This is a genomic window from Streptomyces sp. NPDC001700, from assembly GCF_053596435.1.
In genome coordinates this window covers 362,332-380,540 of sequence record NZ_JBSFGE010000006.1, presented here as the reverse complement: position 1 = coordinate 380,540, position 18,209 = coordinate 362,332, and the positions used below count along the sequence as shown (strand labels likewise).

The 18,209-nt window shown below is 70.9% G+C and carries 17 protein-coding genes; 14 read left to right on the top strand and 3 right to left on the bottom strand.

The features are described from left to right. The first annotated feature begins 10 nt into the window (after positions 1 to 10). The 8 genes from ACWC5C_RS15065 (at position 11) to ACWC5C_RS15030 (ending at position 8,158) form a co-directional block, all read left to right on the top strand. Positions 11 to 1,003, top strand: coding sequence for a 3-oxoacyl-[acyl-carrier-protein] synthase III C-terminal domain-containing protein (locus ACWC5C_RS15065; protein WP_450875822.1), 993 nt, complete (start codon positions 11 to 13; stop codon positions 1,001 to 1,003). 34 nt (positions 1,004 to 1,037) lie between these two features. After that, the gene (locus tag ACWC5C_RS15060) at positions 1,038 to 2,510 is read left to right on the top strand and encodes a cytochrome P450 (protein WP_450875821.1); all 1,473 of its coding nucleotides are present in this window, start codon (positions 1,038 to 1,040) and stop codon (positions 2,508 to 2,510) included. A gap of 4 nt (positions 2,511 to 2,514) precedes the next feature. After that, the gene (locus ACWC5C_RS15055; RefSeq protein WP_450875820.1) at positions 2,515 to 3,624 is read left to right on the top strand and encodes a Rieske 2Fe-2S domain-containing protein; all 1,110 of its coding nucleotides are present in this window, start codon (positions 2,515 to 2,517) and stop codon (positions 3,622 to 3,624) included. A gap of 46 nt (positions 3,625 to 3,670) precedes the next feature. After that, a complete protein-coding gene (locus tag ACWC5C_RS15050) occupies positions 3,671 to 4,567 on the top strand; it encodes a 3-hydroxyacyl-CoA dehydrogenase family protein (RefSeq protein ID WP_450875819.1) in 897 nt (298 codons plus the stop codon). Further along, entirely contained in the window at positions 4,564 to 4,851 is a 288-nt protein-coding gene (locus ACWC5C_RS15045; RefSeq protein WP_450875818.1) for an acyl carrier protein, read from the top strand. Before ACWC5C_RS15050 ends, ACWC5C_RS15045 begins: the two co-directional genes overlap by 4 nt. Next, positions 4,844 to 5,953 (top strand): acyl-CoA dehydrogenase family protein, encoded by a 1,110-nt coding sequence (locus ACWC5C_RS15040; protein ID WP_450875817.1) that lies wholly within the window; start codon positions 4,844 to 4,846, stop codon positions 5,951 to 5,953. Before ACWC5C_RS15045 ends, ACWC5C_RS15040 begins: the two co-directional genes overlap by 8 nt. Continuing rightward, the gene (locus ACWC5C_RS15035) at positions 5,950 to 7,062 is read left to right on the top strand and encodes an HAD-IIIC family phosphatase (RefSeq protein WP_450875816.1); all 1,113 of its coding nucleotides are present in this window, start codon (positions 5,950 to 5,952) and stop codon (positions 7,060 to 7,062) included. The genes ACWC5C_RS15040 and ACWC5C_RS15035 overlap by 4 nt, the downstream gene beginning before the upstream one ends. 286 nt (positions 7,063 to 7,348) lie before the next feature. Further along, complete coding sequence (locus tag ACWC5C_RS15030) at positions 7,349 to 8,158, top strand: AfsR/SARP family transcriptional regulator (RefSeq protein ID WP_450875815.1); 810 nt, start codon at positions 7,349 to 7,351, stop codon at positions 8,156 to 8,158. Positions 8,159 to 8,169: 11 nt separating this feature from the next. Here ACWC5C_RS15030 and ACWC5C_RS15025 read toward each other — a convergent pair whose 3' ends face one another. Then, entirely contained in the window at positions 8,170 to 8,547 is a 378-nt protein-coding gene (locus ACWC5C_RS15025) for a hypothetical protein (RefSeq protein WP_450875814.1), read from the bottom strand. 105 nt (positions 8,548 to 8,652) lie between these two features. On the opposite strand from ACWC5C_RS15025, the gene sigJ reads away from it, so the two are divergent. The 4 genes from sigJ to uriT all read left to right on the top strand — a co-directional run bounded on the left by sigJ (position 8,653) and on the right by uriT (position 12,993). Beyond that, positions 8,653 to 9,549 (top strand): RNA polymerase sigma factor SigJ, encoded by an 897-nt coding sequence (sigJ, locus tag ACWC5C_RS15020; RefSeq protein WP_450875813.1) that lies wholly within the window; start codon positions 8,653 to 8,655, stop codon positions 9,547 to 9,549. A 137-nt stretch (positions 9,550 to 9,686) separates the two neighbouring features. Then, complete coding sequence (locus ACWC5C_RS15015; protein WP_450875812.1) at positions 9,687 to 10,445, top strand: SDR family NAD(P)-dependent oxidoreductase; 759 nt, start codon at positions 9,687 to 9,689, stop codon at positions 10,443 to 10,445. Positions 10,446 to 10,591: 146 nt separating this feature from the next. Next, positions 10,592 to 11,536 carry a uridine-preferring nucleoside hydrolase UriH gene (uriH, locus tag ACWC5C_RS15010; protein ID WP_450875811.1) on the top strand — a complete coding sequence of 315 codons (945 nt, stop codon included), beginning with the start codon at positions 10,592 to 10,594 and terminating at the stop codon, positions 11,534 to 11,536. After that, a complete protein-coding gene (gene uriT, locus ACWC5C_RS15005) occupies positions 11,533 to 12,993 on the top strand; it encodes a uridine transporter UriT (RefSeq protein ID WP_450875810.1) in 1,461 nt (486 codons plus the stop codon). Before uriH ends, uriT begins: the two co-directional genes overlap by 4 nt. Positions 12,994 to 13,010: 17 nt before the next feature. On the opposite strand, the gene ACWC5C_RS15000 is transcribed toward uriT, so the two are convergent. Next, positions 13,011 to 13,790, bottom strand: coding sequence for an alpha/beta fold hydrolase (locus tag ACWC5C_RS15000; protein WP_450875809.1), 780 nt, complete (start codon positions 13,788 to 13,790; stop codon positions 13,011 to 13,013). A 175-nt stretch (positions 13,791 to 13,965) separates the two neighbouring features. Here ACWC5C_RS15000 and ACWC5C_RS14995 point away from each other — a divergent pair, with 175 nt between their 5' ends. Both ACWC5C_RS14995 and ACWC5C_RS14990 read left to right on the top strand, forming a co-directional pair. Beyond that, positions 13,966 to 14,946: a formylglycine-generating enzyme family protein gene (locus ACWC5C_RS14995; protein WP_450875808.1), complete on the top strand. Its 981-nt coding sequence runs from the start codon at positions 13,966 to 13,968 to the stop codon at positions 14,944 to 14,946. Between the two features lie 122 nt (positions 14,947 to 15,068). Then, the gene (locus tag ACWC5C_RS14990; RefSeq protein WP_450875807.1) at positions 15,069 to 17,336 is read left to right on the top strand and encodes an arylsulfatase; all 2,268 of its coding nucleotides are present in this window, start codon (positions 15,069 to 15,071) and stop codon (positions 17,334 to 17,336) included. A 72-nt stretch (positions 17,337 to 17,408) separates the two neighbouring features. On the opposite strand, the gene ACWC5C_RS14985 is transcribed toward ACWC5C_RS14990, so the two are convergent. Next, the gene (locus ACWC5C_RS14985) at positions 17,409 to 18,209 is read right to left on the bottom strand and encodes an SDR family NAD(P)-dependent oxidoreductase (protein ID WP_450875806.1); all 801 of its coding nucleotides are present in this window, start codon (positions 18,207 to 18,209) and stop codon (positions 17,409 to 17,411) included.

The following is an 18,209-nucleotide window of genomic DNA, read 5'->3' as shown; positions in this document are numbered from 1 at the left end:
GGAGACAGCGGTGTTGTGGCAGGACATCACGATCGCCGGAACCGGCGCGTGGATACCCCCCATCAAGCGCGAACACGAGCCATGGGACCGACCGGCCACCGGGCAGCCCTCCATGGCGGCGCTCAACGGATTCACCTCGGCCGCCGTCTCGGCGGACACCACGGCGGCCCAGATGGCGGCCCGCGCCGGACTCAAGGCGCTGCGCCACGCGGACGTGGCCGGGGCCGACTTGAGTCTGCTCGTGCACGCCAACTTCCAGGACGAGGACCACTACACGCCCGCGCCCTACCTGGTGCGGGTGCTCGGGGGAGCGCACACCACCGGGATCGAGCTGGGCGCCGCCAGCGACGGCGGAGCCGCCGCACTCGTCACCGCGGCCGAACACCTCACCGCCACACCGGACGCGAAAGCCGCGCTGGTCACGGCCGGTGCCCGGTTCCCGGACGAGCGGTGGGGACACGTCCGGGAGACCGGCTACGTGGCCGGTGACGCGGGCGCCGCCGCCGTCCTCACCCGGGGTACGGGCTTCGCCCGCCTGGTGGCGACCGCCCAGGCCATGGAACCTCAGCTGGAGGTGCTGACCCGGGCCAGGAAGGGGCACACCGGGGTCGGCCTCATCGAGGAGACCGGGCTCATGCCCCACATCGACGCGCTGCAACGGTCCACCCGCCGCTGCGTCGAGACCGTCCTCGACGAGAGCGGTGTGAAACCGGCGGACATCTCGCACGTGGTGCCCATCGCGATCGGGTCGGTCGTGCTCGACCTGGTGCTCTCCGGCTCACCGCTCGGCCTCCGTTCCGACGACACCAGCTGGACGTTCGGCCGCCACCTCGGCCACGCCGGTCCGTGCGACGTCCTGCTCGCCCTCGACCGGATGGTCCACTCCGGCGCGCTGCGGGCCGGGGAACGCGTCCTCGTCGTGAGTTTCGGGCTCGGCTTCCGCTGGACCACCGCCCTGCTCGAGATCACCCGCGATCCCGCCGCCGTGCCGTCGGCCGGTTGATCCGGTCGGGGTCCCCAACGGAATGAGGTTGTCCATGACAGACACAAGCACGGCGACCGCCGCGTCGGTTCCGCTCGCGCCGCGCGCCCTGCCGCTGCTGGGCCACGCGCTGCCCCTGCTCCGCGACCCGCTGGCGTTCATCATGTCCCTGTCCGGGTACCGCACGATGGTCCGGCTCCGGCTGGGCCCGAGTACCGCCGTGATGGTCTGCGACCCGGCCCTCACCCGGCAGGTGTTCCTCAACGACCGCGTCTTCGACAAGGGCGGCCCGATCTACGACCGGATCCGTGAGGTCATCGGCGACGGCCTGTCCACCTGCTCGTACGACCTGCACCGGCGGCAACGGCGGCTGTGCCAGCCGTCGTTCCACCCCACCCGGCTCGCCGGGTACGGGACGGTGTTCGCCCGGGCGGCCGACCTGAAGGCGGAGTCCTGGCGCGACGGCGACATCCTCGACGTCACCCAGGAAATGATGACCCTGACGACACGGGCCACCATGGAGACGATGTTCAGCAGCGCGCTTCCGGCGGAGACCATGCGGCGGGCCCTGGACGACACCGCCATCATCGTGAGCGCGTTCTTCCGCCGGATGATGACACCGGCCTTGCTGCGTCAGCTGCCGACTCCGCAGAAGCGGCGGTACGACCGTGCCCGCAACCGGCTGTCGGCCACCATCGAGCAGATCATCGCCGAGCGGCGGGCCGACCCGACCGACCACGCCGACCTGCTCTCCACCCTGGTCGCGGCGGTCGACGAGGAGAGCCAGGACGGCCAGAAGCAGCTGAGCGACACCGAATTGGCGGACGAGGCCCTCACGTTCTTCCTCGGCGGGATGGAGACCACGGCCATCACCCTGGCCTGGGCGCTGCACCTGCTCGCCACCAACCCGGACGTCCAGCACCGCCTCCAGGCCGAGACCGACGCCGTCCTGGCCGGGGGGAAGCCCGATCCCGCGCAGCTGCCCTCGCTCGGCCTGGCCGCCCGCGTGGTGACCGAGACGCTGCGGCTGTATCCGCCCGCCTGGATGATGACCCGCACCCTCCGGCAGGACGCCGAACTCGGCGGGGTACGGCTCAAGGGCGGCAGCACCCTCGTGCTCAGCCCGTATCTGCTGCACCGCCGGTCCGACCTCTACGACGAGCCCGACCGGTTCGACCCGGACCGCTGGGACGGCGCGCAGCCCGACCGGGCCACCTACATCCCGTTCGGCGCGGGCGCCCGCAAGTGCATCGGGGACCAGTTCGCCCTCACCGAGGCCATCCTGGCGCTGACCGCCATCGTCGCCCGCTGGGAGCTGACCCCCGTCGGCGACCAGCCGTTCCAGCCCAAGGTGGAGACCAGTCTGAGTTCGCGCGGGCTGCGCCTGCGGCTCAGCGAGCGGCGCACGGGCGGCGCCGACGGCGCCGGGTTGCACGCGGCCGCGCCGCGCTCCACCCCCGCCCAGCCATCCGCCCCGTCATCCACGCAGCCGGGCGCCGCCACCTGCCCGGTGAAGCACTCGGAGTGATGCCATGAAGCCTCACCTGAAGCCCCTCGTGAAGCAGCTCCTCAGCTCCCGGCGGGTCAGCCTGCCCGGTGCCGCCCCGGCCGACACCCTGCACGCTCCCTCCCGCCCGTATCCGAACGGGTGGTTCTGCCTGGCCTTCACCGACGAGGTGCGGCCCGGCTCCGTCACCACCCGTCCGCTCGCGGGCTCGGAGGTCGTCCTCTACCGGACGGCCAAGGGCGTGCTGCGCGCCGTACGGCCCCGGTGTCCGCATCTGGGCGCGCATCTCGGGGTCGGCGGCTCGGTCGAGGGCGAGGACATCGTCTGCCCCTTCCACCGGTTCGCGTTCGATCCGGCCGGTGTCTGTGTGCGTACGGGCTACGACAAGCCACCGCCGAAGGCGTCGTTGACGCAGTATCCGGTGTGCGAGGCCAACGGCTCGATCTATGTGTGGTGGCATGCCCTCGGCGTGCCACCGCAGTGGGAGGTCCCGGTCTTCCCCATGGACGACCGGCAGCCGTACAGCCACGACACGTTCGATATCGCCGGTCATCCGCAGGACGTCATCGAGAACGCCTTCGACTGGGGTCATCTCCCGGCGCTGCACGGCCTCCAGGGCCTCGACATCGAGGGCTCGCCGGTGGCCGGGGAACCCATCAGCACCGTCACCGCGACCGCTCGCGGCACCATGATGCGGGGGTTCCGCCAGTCCTACACGCTCACCGTGATCGGACTGGCCACCATCGCGGCGCGCACGGTCCTGCCCCTGGGCGCGGGCAACCTCTACGTGATGCTCCACGCCACCCCGACCAGCCCGGGACGCATCCAGCTGCGGTTCGGTACGAAGCTGGAGCTGAACGGTGTCCCCGGGGTGCCCGAGACGCTGGGGCGCGCGGCGGCGATGCCCGTCGCCCGGCTGCTGAGCGCCGTCCTCCAGCGGGTGGCGAGCGTCGACACCGGCGCGGACCTGCTGATGTGGCACCACCAGGAACACGTCGAGCAGCCCAAGCTCGCCAAGGGCGACGGCCCGATCGGCCGGTACCGGCACTGGGCGCAGCAGTTCTACACGCGGCCCACGGACGGCCTCGTGGCACCACGGCCTTCCCGGAACGAGGTGAGCCGCCCGGAGGTGTGACCGCCGGGCCGGGCCCGAAAGAGACCGGTACCGAAAGAGAGGCGACATGGCAGCGGAGGAGTACGGAACGCCCGGCGCCGGGCAGCGACTGGCGGTGCTCGGAGCGGGGGTGATGGGGACGGGCATCGCCGCTTTGGCGGTCGGTCACGGTGTCGCGGTGTCGCTGATCGACCTGGACCGGCGGCGGCTGGACGAGGCCCCGGCGAGCATCGGCCACCAGGTGCGGACGGCGCGGCTGATGGGCGCGCTGCCGGACGAGGCCGTCCCCGGCGCACTCGTCACCGGGCTGTCCCTCGCTGACCTGGTGACGGCCGGTGACACGGCCCCCAGCGCGGTGATCGAGGCGGTCACCGAGGACGCCGACACCAAGGCGAAGGTCCTCGCGGAGGTGTCCGAACTGGTCGCGCCGGGCACCCCCGTCATCTCCAACACCTCGTCGATACCCATCGACGAACTGGCCGGGATGACGGCACGGCCGGTGGATCTGATCGGCACCCACTTCATGAATCCGCCCTGTCTGATCCGGACGGTCGAGGTCATCCGGGGCACCCACACCGGCGAGGCCACCCTGGCGGCGGTGCGCGGACTGCTCGCCGTGCTGGGCCGCGAGCCGATCGTGGTCGACGACGCGCCCGGCTTCGTCACCAGCCGGATCCTCCACCCCATGATCAACGACGCGGTCCGGGTGGTGGCCGCGGGGACCGCGAGCGCCGAGTCCGTCGACCGGCTCATGCGGGGATGCCTGGGCCACCCGACGGGCCCGCTGCGCACCGCCGACCTCATCGGGCTGGACAACCTGGTCGACTCGCTGTGGGTGCTGCACAGCCGAACCGGCGACGAAGGGTGCCGCCCCTGCGACCTGCTGCTGGAGATGGTGCGGGACGGCCATCTCGGCCGCAAGAGCGGGCGCGGCTTCTACGACTATGAGGGAGAGCAGACATGACGACGTCATCCGACCCCATCGGCGCCCCCGGCACGGTCCAGGCGGACCTGCTGGGATTCCTGGCGAAGCGCACGGGGAAGACCTGGGCGACCGACGCGGACGTCTTCGGTTCCGGTGGGTTGTCCTCGCTCTTCGCCATGGAGCTGGTGGTGCACCTGGAGCGGACGTACGACATCGCCATCCGCGGCGCCGACCTGCGGATGGAGAACTTCCGCACCGTACGGGGCATGGTCGCGCTGGTCGAACGGCTCCGGCAGCCCGCCCCCGGCGGCTCCGGTGCGTGACGCCGTCGCCTCGGCGGCCTCGGCGGTCACCGAGCTGGTCGGCGACCGGGCCTCCGGCTGGGACCGGGCGGGACGGCTGCCCGAGGACGTCGTACGGAAGCTCGGCGCGGCCGGGCAGCTCACGGCCCAGCTCCCGGCGGCGTACGGCGGACTGGGGTGGAACAGCGCGGACAGTGGGGAGTTCACCGCGCATGTCGGCAGTCTGTGCGGCTCGTTGCGGAGCGTCATGACCTCGCAGGGCATGGCCGCGTGGATGGTCGAGCGGCTCGGTGACCCGGCGCAGGCGGCGGCCCTGCTACCACGGCTGACCTCGGGCGACACGGCGGCCGTGGCCTTCAGCGAACCACAGGCGGGCAGCGACCTGTCGGCCATCGCGGCCACCGCCACCGTCGACGGGGACACCCTGGTGCTCAGCGGGCGCAAGAAGTGGGTGACCGCCGCCGACTACGCCGATCTCCTCCTGGTCATCGCCCGGATGGGGGAGGACGGCGCCGTGGTGGTGGTACCGCGGACCGCCCCCGGGGTCCGGGTGCGGCCGGTGGCCGATCCGCTGGGCTGCCGGGCGGCCGGGCACGCGGACGTCCTGCTCGACGAGGTGCGGCTGCCGCTCGACAGCGTGCTGGGCGGCGGGCGGCAGCCGCTGCCGCTGCTCGTGACGACGGCCCTGGCCTACGGCCGCATCTCCGTCGCCTGGGGCTGTGTCGGCATCCTGCGGGCCTGTGTGGCGGCGGCCGCCGAACACGCCGCGTCCCGGCACCAGTTCGGCCGTCCGCTGGGGGAGCACCAGCTCGTCGCCCGCCATCTGGCCGACCTGTGGGCCGCCGAGCAGGTCGCCACCCGGGCCTGCGAGTACGCCAGCCGCTGCTGGGACGACAACGCCGCCGACCTGGCCACCGCCGTCGTGCTGGCGAAGTACGTCAGCGCCCAGCACGCGGCCCGGGGCGCGGCGGACGCGGTCCAGGTGCTCGCGTCGGCCGGGGCGCAGGACGGGCATGTCGTCGCGCGCGCGTACCGCGACGCCAAGCTCATGGAAATCATCGAGGGCAGCAACGAGGTGTGCCAGCTGATCCTGGCCGACGCCGCCACAAGGAGCCGCAGATGAGCGACACCGCCCCGGCGGTCCCGCCCGCGACCGTGAAGTGCCTGGTCTGGGACCTCGACAACACGCTCTGGCAGGGCACGTTGCTGGAGGACGAGAACGTCGTCCTGTCCGACGCGATCCGGGAGGTGATCACCGGCCTGGACGCGCGGGGCATCCTCCAGTCGGTGTGCAGCCGCAACGACCACGACTTCGCGTGGGCGCGGCTGGAGGCGCTCGGCGTCGCCGACTACTTCGTCGTGCCGGAGATCGGCTGGGGGCGCAAGTCGGACGCGGTGCGCCGGATCGCTGAGCGGTTGAACTTCGCTCCCGGCACCATCGCCTTCATCGACGACCAGCCGGCCGAGCGGGCCGAGGTCGCCTACCACCTCCCGGACGTGCGCTGCTATCCGGCGGAGGACGCCGCGACGCTGCTCGGCCTGCCCGAATTCAGCCCGAAGTCGGTGACCGTCGACTCGCGACGGCGCCGGACGATGTACCAGGCCGGGTTCCGGCGCACGGACGAGCAGGCCCGGTTCACCGGCTCGGACGAGGACTTCCTCCGTTCGCTGGACATGGTGATGCGCATCGGGCGGGCCACCGAGGACGAGCTGTCGCGGGTCGAGGAACTGACCCTGCGCACCAGCCAGATGAACGCGACCGGGGTGCACTACCCGGACGAGGCGCTGCGCGCGCTCCTCGCCGACCCCCGCCACGAGGTCCTGGTCACGACGCTGACCGACCGCTTCGGGCCGCACGGTGCGGTGGGGGTGCTGCTGCTCGAGAAGCACCCGGGGGCCTGGCACCTCAAACTGCTCGCCACCTCGTGCCGTGTGGTGGCGTTCGGCGCCGGAACGATCATCCTGAACTGGCTGGTCGACCAGGCCGCCCGGGCCGGTGTCCATCTCCTGGCCGACTTCCGCGCCACCGACCGCAACCGGATGATGGAGATCGCCTATCGGTTCGCCGGTTTCGACGAGCGGCCCTGCGACTGCCAGGGCCCGGTCCCGGGGAGTTCCGGCGAGGACGTCCAGCTGCTGCACCTCGCCGCCGAGCGCCGAGACGCCCCCGCCACGGCCCGGCTGATCGCTTGCGACCTCACCAGAAATTACTTTCCATCAGAAACTAGGTGACGTTGGTCTCGTTTGCCGACTTGGTGTGTGGGGCATCGGAGTTCGTTCCCTAGTGATAAGGCTTCGGCCGTCCGTAAACATAATCTAGGGAATTTCGGGCTCTCGTGGCACCATTGTGGGCGGAGGGGAGGCGAAGTTACGGTATTGGAGTCATTACATTGCCCGGCCGGGAAGAGCATTGTGGCCGGGGGCAATGGCGGAAATGGCTTCGAGAAAGGCATGTCCATTGCACGTGAAGGTATTAGGGCCCGTGCAGTTGATGTCCGGCAGCGGAACTCTCATGCGGGTGGAGACGCGCAAGCGGCGGGCACTTCTTTCCCTCCTGGCGCTGGACGCGAACCGGGTCGTATCCATGGAACGGCTGGTCAACGTGCTCTGGGAGGGCGCACCTCCCAAACACGCCCGCACCGTCGTGCACGGCCACATATCCGCGCTCAGACAGGCGCTCGGCCCCCGCGTGTCCATTGAGACGTGTTCTCCCGGATATGCGCTCACCATTGAAGCGGACCGCGTGGACGCGCACCGGTTCACGCAGCTGGTGGACGCCGCGTCCGAGCGAACCCAGGACATCGACGCCGTCGTTCTGCTGCGTGAGGCCCTGGCGTTATGGCGCGGACAGATTCTGACCGATGTGGCCGGATGCGGCTCCTGGCACGATCTCGCCATTCCCTGGGAAGACGCCCGCCTGAACGCGCTGGAAGCCCTGGCCGAGCGGCTACGGCACACCGGACGGCCCGCCGAGGCTGTGGCGGGCCTGCGGAGCGCCCTGGTCCAGCATCCGCTGCGCGAGACGCTGGCAGCGCAGCTGATGGCCTGCCTGCATGGGGCCGGGCGGCAGGTCGAAGCCCTGGACGTGTACGACACCGTACGGCGGCGCCTGGCCGATGAACTGGGGCTGTACCCGGGCCCCGAACTCCGCCAGGCGCACGCCGCGTTGCTGAGGCAGGACACCGCCACCCCGGCGCGCAGGCGCGCGGAAGCCGACTGGGCCCGCCACGCCGACCAGCGCTCGGACCGCTGCTGCCACGTGTCCTGCCGCCCGCCGAGCCAAGCGGCCGCACAGGGGCAGAGCGGTTCCCAAGCCGCCGCGTACTAGGGGCGCCGGTTCTAGGGGCGCCGGGCCAGCGCCAGCACGCTCAGGCCGAACATCAGGACACCCAGGGGCAGATGCACCGACGGGACGTGCGCGATGCCGAGCACGACCTGGACCGAGGCGAGTACGAGGAACCCTGACGCGTGCCAGACGGGCCGGGGCGAGCCGCCACCCGGCTTCCACGCCAGCACCGCCGCCAGTACGTACAGCATCGACGCCCCGTACATCACCCGGGCTCCGACGCTGTGCAGCGTCTCTCCGTAGGACGCGGTCAGCAGCAGTCCGGCGGACACCGCCTGAAGGAAGATGGTCAGGGTCTGCAGGGCGATCGCGATCCGCAGGAACGAAATGCCGCGCCGTGTGTTCGCCGTCGCCGTCACCTGAGTGGCCATGTCACCGTCTCCCTTTTCCGCCCTCGCCCGGGCAGTGGATCGATAAGGTCTCACCAGCCCGACGACGCGGGCCCGCGAAAGGTAAGGCGAGGGGCGGCCGGAACCATGTGCAGTGCCGGGACCAGCGCGGACGAGATCGCCGGAGCGCGACGTCAGCTCATCAATGTCGCCTACCGGTTGCTCGGTTCGCTGACCGAGGCCGAGGACGCCGTACAGGACGCCTACACCCGCTGGTACGGGCTGCCGCGAAGCCGCCAGGCGGAGATCCTGTCGCCCGGCGCCTGGCTGACGACGGTGACCAGCCGCATCTGCCTGGACCTGCTCGGCTCGGCGCGGGCCCGCCGGGAACGCTATGTCGGCGCGTGGCTGCCCGAGCCGCTGCCCGACCGCACCGAGCGGGACCACGCGGACCCCGCCGACCAGATCGTCCAGGACGAGTCGGTGGCCATGGCCTTCCTCGTCGTCCTGGAGTCGATGACGCCCGCCGAGCGGGTGGCGTTCGTCCTGCACGACGTCTTCCGGTACCCGTTCGCCGAGATCGCCCGCATCCTCGACCGGACCCCTGCCGCCTGCAAGCAGCTGGCGGCCTCCGCCCGGCGGCGGGTGAGCGCCACGCACACTCCGGCGACGGCGACGTCGACCGGCCAGGCCGACGTGGTGCGGCACGTCAAAGAGGCATGGGAGACCAAGGACATCGCATCCCTGGTCACCCTCCTCAACCCGGCCGCCGTGATGACCGCCGACGGCGGCGGCGTGGTCGGCACCGCCCCGCACCCGATCGAGGGCGGCGCGCGCATCGCCCAGTACATGCTCGCCATCGCCGACAAGGCCCCCGGGCTGGAACTCCTGGAGCGATCCGTCAACGGCGCGCCCGGCCTGGTGGCGCAGCGCGCCGGTGTCGTCATGACCGTGGCCTCGTTCGACATCTCCCATGGCCGCGTCACCCGGATCTGGGTGATCCGCAACCCGGAAAAGCTAGGCCCGTGGGCGGGCGCGGTGTGACGGGCACACCGGCGTGTGCCTGGGTGCGTGGCACCTAGGCGGCGTACGGCCTGGTTGGCGGTCGGTGGGGCGCCCAGACTCGAGCGAGCGGAGCGCTTCTGAGACACGACCGGGACGAAAGAGAAGAGCACACCACCATGACCGCACGACGACTCGCTGGCAAGGTCGCGCTGATCACCGGCGCGACGGGCGGAATCGGCGCGGCGACCGCCGAGCTGTTCGCCCGCGAAGGCGCGCGCCTGATCATCACCGATGTGGCCCAAGAACCCCTCGGCGCCCTGGCGCTACGGATCGAGGAGACCGGCGGGGAGGTGGTCACCGCGGTGCTGGACGTCTCCTCCGCCTTGGAATGGGACGACGTGATCAGCACCGTGCGCGAGCGGTTCGGCACGCTGGACGTTCTCGTCAACCTCGCGGGCATCGTGGACTGGCCGGGCATCGAGGACACACGGGAAGACCTGTGGGACCGGGTCATCGACATCAACCAGAAGGGGACCTGGCTCGGGATGAGGGCTGCCATGCCCCTGCTCCGCGCCACCGGCGACGCCTCGGTGATCAACACCTCGTCCGTTCTGGGGATCGTGGGCAGTGGAGCAGCCGCCGCCTACCAGGCGTCCAAGGGCGCTGTGCGCCTGCTGAGCAAGACCGCCGCCGTCGAGTACGCCCGTCAGGGCGTACGGGTCAACTCCATCCATCCCGGTGTCATCGCCACCCCCATGATCCAGGAGCTCTTGGAGGAGCAGGGCGACCAGCAACCGGACATCGTGCGCACCCCCATGCGCCGTGCGGGCCGCGCCGAGGAGGTCGCCTCGGCCATGCTCTTCCTCGCGAGCGACGAGTCCTCGTTCGTCACCGGCTCCGAGCTGGTGGTCGACGGCGGCCTCACCGCCCACTGACCCCTGGGTGGCGGGTGACAGGTGGCGGAGGCGATCGCGTTACGGTGTGGAGCTGACAGCCAGGGGTGAGGGCCTCGTGTCATGCGGCAAGCGGCCGAGTGTTCGTCTTCGGGCTTCGGCGTTCAACACGATTCAAGAGGGAACCAGTGCGAAAGATCATCCTTGACTGCGACCCGGGGCACGACGACGCGATCGCCATGCTCCTGGCGCACGGCAACCCCGACGTCGAGCTGGTCGCCGTCACCACCGTCGTCGGGAACCAGACGCTGGAGAAGGTCACCCGCAACGCCCTCTCGGTCGCCCGTATCGCGGACATCACCGGCGTCCCGTTCGCCGCGGGCTGTCCCCGCCCGCTGGTGCGCACCGTCGAGACCGCCGCCGATATCCACGGCGAGAGCGGGATCGACGGCCCCGCGATGCCCGAGCCCACCCTGTCCCTGGACCCCCGCCACGCCGTCGATCTCATCATCGACACCGTGATGGCGCATGAGCCCGGCGAGATCACCATCGTTCCCACCGCGGGGCTGACGAACATCGCGCTGGCCGTGCGCAAGGAGCCCCGTATCGCCCAGCGGGTGCGCGAGGTCGTCCTGATGGGCGGCGGGTACCACACGGGCAACTGGAGCCCCGTCGCCGAGTTCAACATCAAGATCGACCCCGAGGCCGCCCACATCGTCTTCAACGAGAGCTGGCCGGTCACCATGGTCGGGCTCGACCTCACCCACCAGGCCCTCGCCACGCCGGAGGTCACCGACCGCATCGCCCGGGTGGGCACCGCCCCCGCCACCTTCGTCAACGAGCTGCTGGACTTCTTCGGAGCCATGTACCTCAAGGAACAGGGCTTCGACCACCCCCCGGTGCACGACCCGTGCGCCGTCGCGTACGTCATCGACCCCACCGTCATGACGGTCCGCAAGGCCCCCGTGGACGTCGAACTGACCGGCAACCTCACGCTCGGCATGACGGTCACCGACCTCCGCGCGCCCGCGCCCGACGACTGCCGCACCCAGGTCGCGGTCACCCTCGACCACCAGCGCTTCTGGGACCTGATCGTGGACGCCCTCGAGCGGATCGGTGACGTACGCGCATGAACACCCCCTCCACCGAACCGGACCTCGCCCCGGCGCCCGCGACAGGCGGCACAGGACCCGTCCGGATCTGGGTCCTGGTCACCGCGCTCCTGACGGCCTGCTTCGCCTTCCAGCTCAACGCGAGCATGCTCAGCCCCGCCCTGAAGAACATCGAGGACTCCCTCGGGGCGACTTCGGCCGAAGTCGGCCTGACCCAGACCGCGTTCTTCACCTCGGCGGCCCTCTTCTCACTCTTCCTGCCCCGCCTGGGCGACCTCATCGGCCGACGCCGGGTCCTGGCCGGAATGCTGGCGCTCATGGTCGTCGGCTGTGTGATGGCCGCGCTCGCCGAGAGCGTCCCCGTGCTCTTCGCGGGCCGCGTCATCCAAGGCGTGTCCGGACCCACCGTGCCGCTCTGCCTGATCATGCTGCGCAACGAAGTCCACGAACCGAAGAAGTACGGCACCCTCCTCGGCGTCATCACCGCCGTCAACGGCGGCATCGCCGGAGTCGACTCCCTCGCGGGCGGATACCTCGCCGACCACCACGGCTTCCCGTCCATCTTCTGGACCATGGCCGCCGTCGCCGCACTCGCCACCGTCCTGGTCGCCACGCTCACCCCCGAGTCGGTCGCCACCAAGGCCGCCGATACCGAAAGCCGCATGGACTGGCCCGGAGTCGCCCTCCTGGTCGTCTCGGTCGGGGCGGCCCTGATCGCTCTGAACGAGGCCGGGAAGCTCGGCGGCGCCAACTGGCCGCTCGTCGCCGCCCTGTTCGCCGTCACCGCCATCGCCTTCGCCCTGTTCTGGCGCACCGAGGGCCGCAGCGGCCACCCCCTGGTCGCCACCCACCACCTCAGGCAGCGCTCCACCTGGGCCCTGCTGCTGACCACCGTGCTCACCATGACGGGCGTGTTCGCCGTCATGAACGGCATGGTCCCCGCCTTCGCCCAGGACGCACGGACCGGCTTCGGCATGACCGCAGAACAGTCCGCCTGGTGGACCCTGATCCCGTACGCGCTCGCGGGCCTGGCCATGGGCCCGCTCGCCGGCCGCCTCGCCGCCACCCATGGCTACGGCCGCATCCTGCGCCTCGGCCTCATCGGCTCGGCCGCCACCCTCGTGCTGATGCTCCTCACCCTGCGGGCCGACTCCCGCCCGCTCCTCCTGGCGGCGTCGGTCCTCATCGGCATCACCTACGCGGGCGTCGGCAACATCGTCCTCAACGGGCTCGGCATCGTGCTGTCCCCGAAGGAGAACCCCGGCTTCCTGCCGGGACTGAACGCGGGCGCCTTCAACCTCGGCGCGGGCCTCAGCTTCGCCCTCGTCTACGCCGCGCAGACCGCCGCCCAGCCCGCCGACAAGACGTCCACCACCGGCTACGGCGCGGGCATCATCACGGGAGCCGTCCTCATCGCCGCGGCCTTCGTGACGTCCTTCCTCATCCCCAAGCCGGTGGCGGCGGAAGCGACGGACTGAACACCCCGCGCCCGGTGTCAGTCCCGCCCCCGGCCGGTCAGGGCGGCCGAGGTGGCGCGGGCGAAGGCGTCCGGATTGTCCAGCATGATGTTGTGTCCGCAGTCCGGGACCGGGACGACGGCCACCCCCGCCGCGGCGAGCGCGTCCGCGCCGGGGAGCGGGCCGTCGGCCTCGGGCAGCAGATAGGCGCGCGGAACCTTCAGGTCCAGCAGGAGTTCGCGCATGGTCGGGACGGTGCCTCGGGTGAGGTTGACCGCGCTGCGGTGCAGGCCCTCACGGCCCGCGAGGCGCATCGTGGACCACCAGTGGGGCCCGACCCGGTCGCGGACCTCCTCCCAGCCACCGGCCAGGAACTCCGCCTCGGAGTACGCGGCGATGCCACTGCTGCCACCGGAACCGGACACGCGCGGAATCGGGTCGAGGTTGGCGTCCACCAGCACCAGGCGGGAGACCAGGTGGGGGTGGCGGGCGGCCAGGACGATGGCCACCGAGCCGCCCATGCTGTGGGCGATCACCTCCGCACCGGTGACCCGCGCGGCGCCCAGCGCCTCGGCGAGGGCGTCGGCGTGCTCCTCCAGGGTGTAGCCGAAACTGGTCGGGCGGTCGCTGATGCCATGACCGAGCAGGTCGATCAGCAGCGAACGGTGCCCGGCCAGCAGCGGGTGAAGGGCGATCTCGGCGAAGTAGGCGGGTGACGTGGCGCCCAGACCATGGACGTAGACGCGGGAGGGTTCCCGCCCCGGCAGCTCGACCCAGCGGATCTGGTCACCCTCGGTCGTCACAGCGGCGTTACGCACAGTCCGGCTCCCCTGTCATCACATCGGTGGAGAGATGAGAGTAAACGCCGGAAGCCGAGGCCATGTCAGCTTTCGCGCAATCCCGCCCCTCACGACGTGGCGGCCTCCATCGCCGCTGCTCCGTGGCACGCCGTACGCTCGGGATCACGGAACAGCGGCCGTGGTCGGAGGAACGATGTCAGGCGCGTGTTGCGCCCCCTCCTCAGGGGGCGACGAGGAGATCCCCGAGCCGTCCGCCGCGCCGGCCCGGGCCCCGGAGCGGGACCGGGCGCAGTGGCTGCGCGCCATGTCGCGCATCCCCGGAGGCACGTATCTGATGGGCGGCGAGGACGCCGACGCGTTTCCCGAGGACGGGGAGGGCCCGGTGCGGGAGGTGCGGCTGTCGCCGTTCCTCATCGACGCCACGGCCGTCACCAACCGGCAGTTCGCCGCGTTCGTACGCGGCACCGGCTACCGGACCGACGCCGAGCGCCACGGCTGGTCCTTCGTGTTCTACGCGGCCGTCCACCCCGACGCCCGGCGCATGGTGCGCGACGCCACGGTGGCGCAGGCGCCCTGGTGGCTCGGGGTCGACGGGGCGTGCTGGCAGGCCCCTTACGGGCCGGGGTCGTCGTGGACCGAGCTGGCGAACCACCCCGTCGTCCACGTCTCCTGGCGCGACGCCTCCGCCTACGCGGCATGGGCGGGCAAGCGCCTGCCCACGGAGGCGGAGTGGGAGAGGGCGGCGCGTGGCGGACTGGAGCGCTCCCGCTTCCCCTGGGGGAATGAGCTGCAGCCCCGGGGACAGCACCGCTGCAACATCTGGCAGGGGAAGTTCCCACAGGTCAACACGGGCGAGGACGGATACCTGGGGACCGCGCCGGTCAAGGCGTACCGAGCCAACAACTTCGGCCTGTACAACACCTCGGGCAATGTGTGGGAGTGGTGTTCCGACTGGTGGAGCACCACCTGGCACGCGGCCGACCGCCCGGAGACCCGCGAGGACCCGGCCGGGCCTCCCGCCGGGGAGGCGAAGGTGATCCGCGGCGGCTCCTATCTGTGCCACGCGTCGTACTGCAACCGCTACCGCGTCGCCGCGCGCACCTCCAACACACCCGACAGCAGCACCGGCCACATGGGGTTCCGCTGCGCGGCTGACCTGCCCCGAAACCCCTGAGAAACGGCCCTCCGTGGGCCCGTGGGCGGGGCGTGCGGTGGTTGACACAGGCAACGGGAGAGGGTGAGACTGACGCCCAGATTACTGGTAATACCAGTTAACCCTGACTCGGAGCGTCCTGGATGACCAACGTCTCCCCGCAGCCGCCGTCCGCGAGCGGGACCTTCCAAGGCACCATCGGCACCACCTACGAGGAGTCCACTCCGTGGTGGCCCGAGCAGCAGGCGCCTCCCGAAGACACCCCCAACGTCGTGGTCATCGTGCTCGACGACGTCGGCTTCTCCGACCTCGGCTGTTTCGGCTCGGACATCGACACCCCGGCCATGGACGCCCTCGCCACCGGCGGCCTGCGCTACGCGAACTTCCACACCACCACGCTGTGTTCGCCGACCCGTGCCTCCCTGCTCACCGGCCGGAACCACCACTCCGTCGGTATGCGCATGCTGTCCAACTTCGACACCGGCTTCCCCAGCGGCCGGGGCCGGATCACCACGGCCGCCGCGACCCTGCCCGAGGTGCTGCGCGACACCGGCTTCAACACCATGGCCGTGGGCAAGTGGCATCTGGCGCCGATGGAGCAGACCACCCCGTCCGGGCCGTACACCCAGTGGCCGTTGTCGCGCGGGTTCGAGCGCTACTACGGGTTCCTGGAAGCCGAGACGGACAGCTTCTATCCGGAGCTGTTCTACGACAACCACGCCGTGGATCCGCCGAAGACCCCGGAAGAGGGCTACCACCTCAGCGAGGACCTGGTCGACCGGGCGATCGACTTCGTCCGCGACCAGACGTCCGTCACTCCGGAGAAGCCCTTCTTCCTGTACATGGCGCTGGGCGCGGCCCACGCCCCGCACCAGGCTCCCCAGGAATACCTGGACAAGTACCGGGGCCGGTTCGACCACGGCTGGGACGCGGAGCGCGCCACCCGGCACGCCCGCCAGATCGAACGCGGCATCCTGCCACCCGGCACCGAACTGGCGCCGCGCAACCCCGGGGTCGTCCCCTTCGACGAGCTGTCGGACGACGAGAAGAAGCTGTCCGTGCGCCTCCAGGAGGCGTATGCGGCGATGGTCGACCACACCGACCACCACATCGGGCGGCTGATGGAGTTCCTGGAGCGGATAGGTCAGCTGGAGAACACCATCACCATCCTGCTCTCGGACAACGGGGCCAGCCAGGAGGGCGGGCAGAAGGGTTCCCTCAACCCCACCGCCTTCCAGAACGGCATCTCCGAGGTCTTCGAGGAGATGGTCGCGCGGATCGACGACATCGGCACCACCCGCGCGCACGCCAACTACCCCTGGGGCTGGGCGCAGGCGGGCAACACACCGTTCAAGCGCTACAAGCAGAACACCCACGAGGGCGGTGTCCGCTGCCCGCTCATCGTGAACTGGCCCCGGGGGCTGCCGCACACCGGCGAGGTCAGGCAGCAGTTCCACCATGTCACCGACATCGTCCCGACCCTCTTCGAGGTGCTCGGCGTGCGGTCTCCCGAGGTCTACAACGGCATCCCGCAACTGCCGGTCCACGGCACCAGCATGGCGTACACTTTCGGCTCGCCGACCGCGCCGACGCGCAAGGAAGCCCAGTACTTCGAGATGTTCGGGCACCGCGCGATCTGGCACGACGGCTGGAAGGCCGTCGCCTTCCACCAGCGCGGGACGTCCTTCGACGAGGACCAGTGGGAGCTGTACCACCACGACACCGACTTCTCGGAATGCCACGACCTGGCGCGGGAGCGGCCCGAGCAACTGGAGAAGATGCTCGCCCGGTTCTGGGTGGAGGCGGGGAAGTACGATGTGCTGCCGCTGGACGACCAGGGGTTCGCGTACCGGGCGAAGATTCCGCGCCCCGGCTCACCGCGCCTGCGCACCACCTTCACCTACTACCCCGGTATGGCCCATCTGCCCATCGCCGCGGTGCCACCCGTGATGAACCGCGCGCACCGCATCACCGCGTACGTCGACCGGGCCGTCCCGTTGGACGAGGGTGTCCTGGTGTCCCTGGGCAGCATCAGCAGCGGATACGTGCTGTATGTGAAGGACAACCGGCTGGTCTACGAGTACAACTTCCTCGGCACCCGGTACACGGTCACCTCGACCGAGGAACTTCCCACCGGACCGGCCGAGTTGGCCTTCGAGTTCGTCAAGACCGGTGATATGCGGGGCGTCGGCCACCTCTTCGTGTCGGGCAGGCCGGTCGGCAGCGAGGAGATTCCGCGGGTCCTGCCGCACTTCCTGGGGTGGCAGGGCCTCGACGTCGGCCGGGACACCCTGTCGCCCTCCTCGCCCAGCTACGAGGGCGAGTTCGCGTTCACCGGGGCCTTCGAGAAGGTCGTGTTCACGGTCGCGCCGGACGAAGAGGGCACGGAGCCCTTCGAGCGCGTCGACTGACGGGCCCGCCAAAAGGGGGCGCGACGGCCATGGTGGCCATCGCGCCCCCTTTTAATTGGGCGGCGTAGTACGTCAGTTGGGCGGGGTAAAGCGTCCGTCGATCGCCGTCCAGCCTCCGTCCACGAACAGCTGGCTCCCCGTGACGAACGACGACGCGTCCGACGCCAGGTAGACCACGGCACCGGCCAGCTCATCCGGCCGGGACCAGCGGCCCAGGGCGCTCTTGTTCGCATAGGCCTCCGACCACTCCGGTACGGCCCTGATCTGCGCGGTCAGCGGTGTCTCCACGACACCCGGGGCGATGGTGTTCACCCGCACGCCCGACGGGCCCAGCTCGGCCGCCGCGGTGCGCAGCATCTGGACGAGACCGGCCTTGGTGGCCGCGTACACCCCCTGCCCCGGCTCGACGGCCACCGCGCGGATCGAGCTGAAGCCGATGATGCTTCCGCTGCCGCGCTCCGCCATGCCACGGCCGAACGCCCGCACCAGGTCGAAGGAGGCGCGCAGATTGAGCGCCACGACCCGCTCGAACTCCTCCGCCGTGTAGTCGAGCAGCGGCTTGCGCACGTTCGTCGCGGCGGTGAAGACGAGCACGTCGACATCGCCCAGCTCCTCGGCGGCCCGCGTGATCGCCTCGCCGTCGAGCACATCGAGGGCGTACGGGACCAGGTCCGGCCCCATCGACGCGGACTCCTCGGCCGCCGTCAGGTCACGGTCGGCGCATACGACGGTGGCGCCGTGCGCCGCCAGCGCCAGGGCGCTCTCGCGGCCGATTCCGCTGCCCGCGCCCACCACGACGGCCCGGCGGCCGTCGAGCCTGAACAGGCGGGAGTACGCGGCCGCCGCATCGGTGTGGTTCTGTGCTGCTCGCAT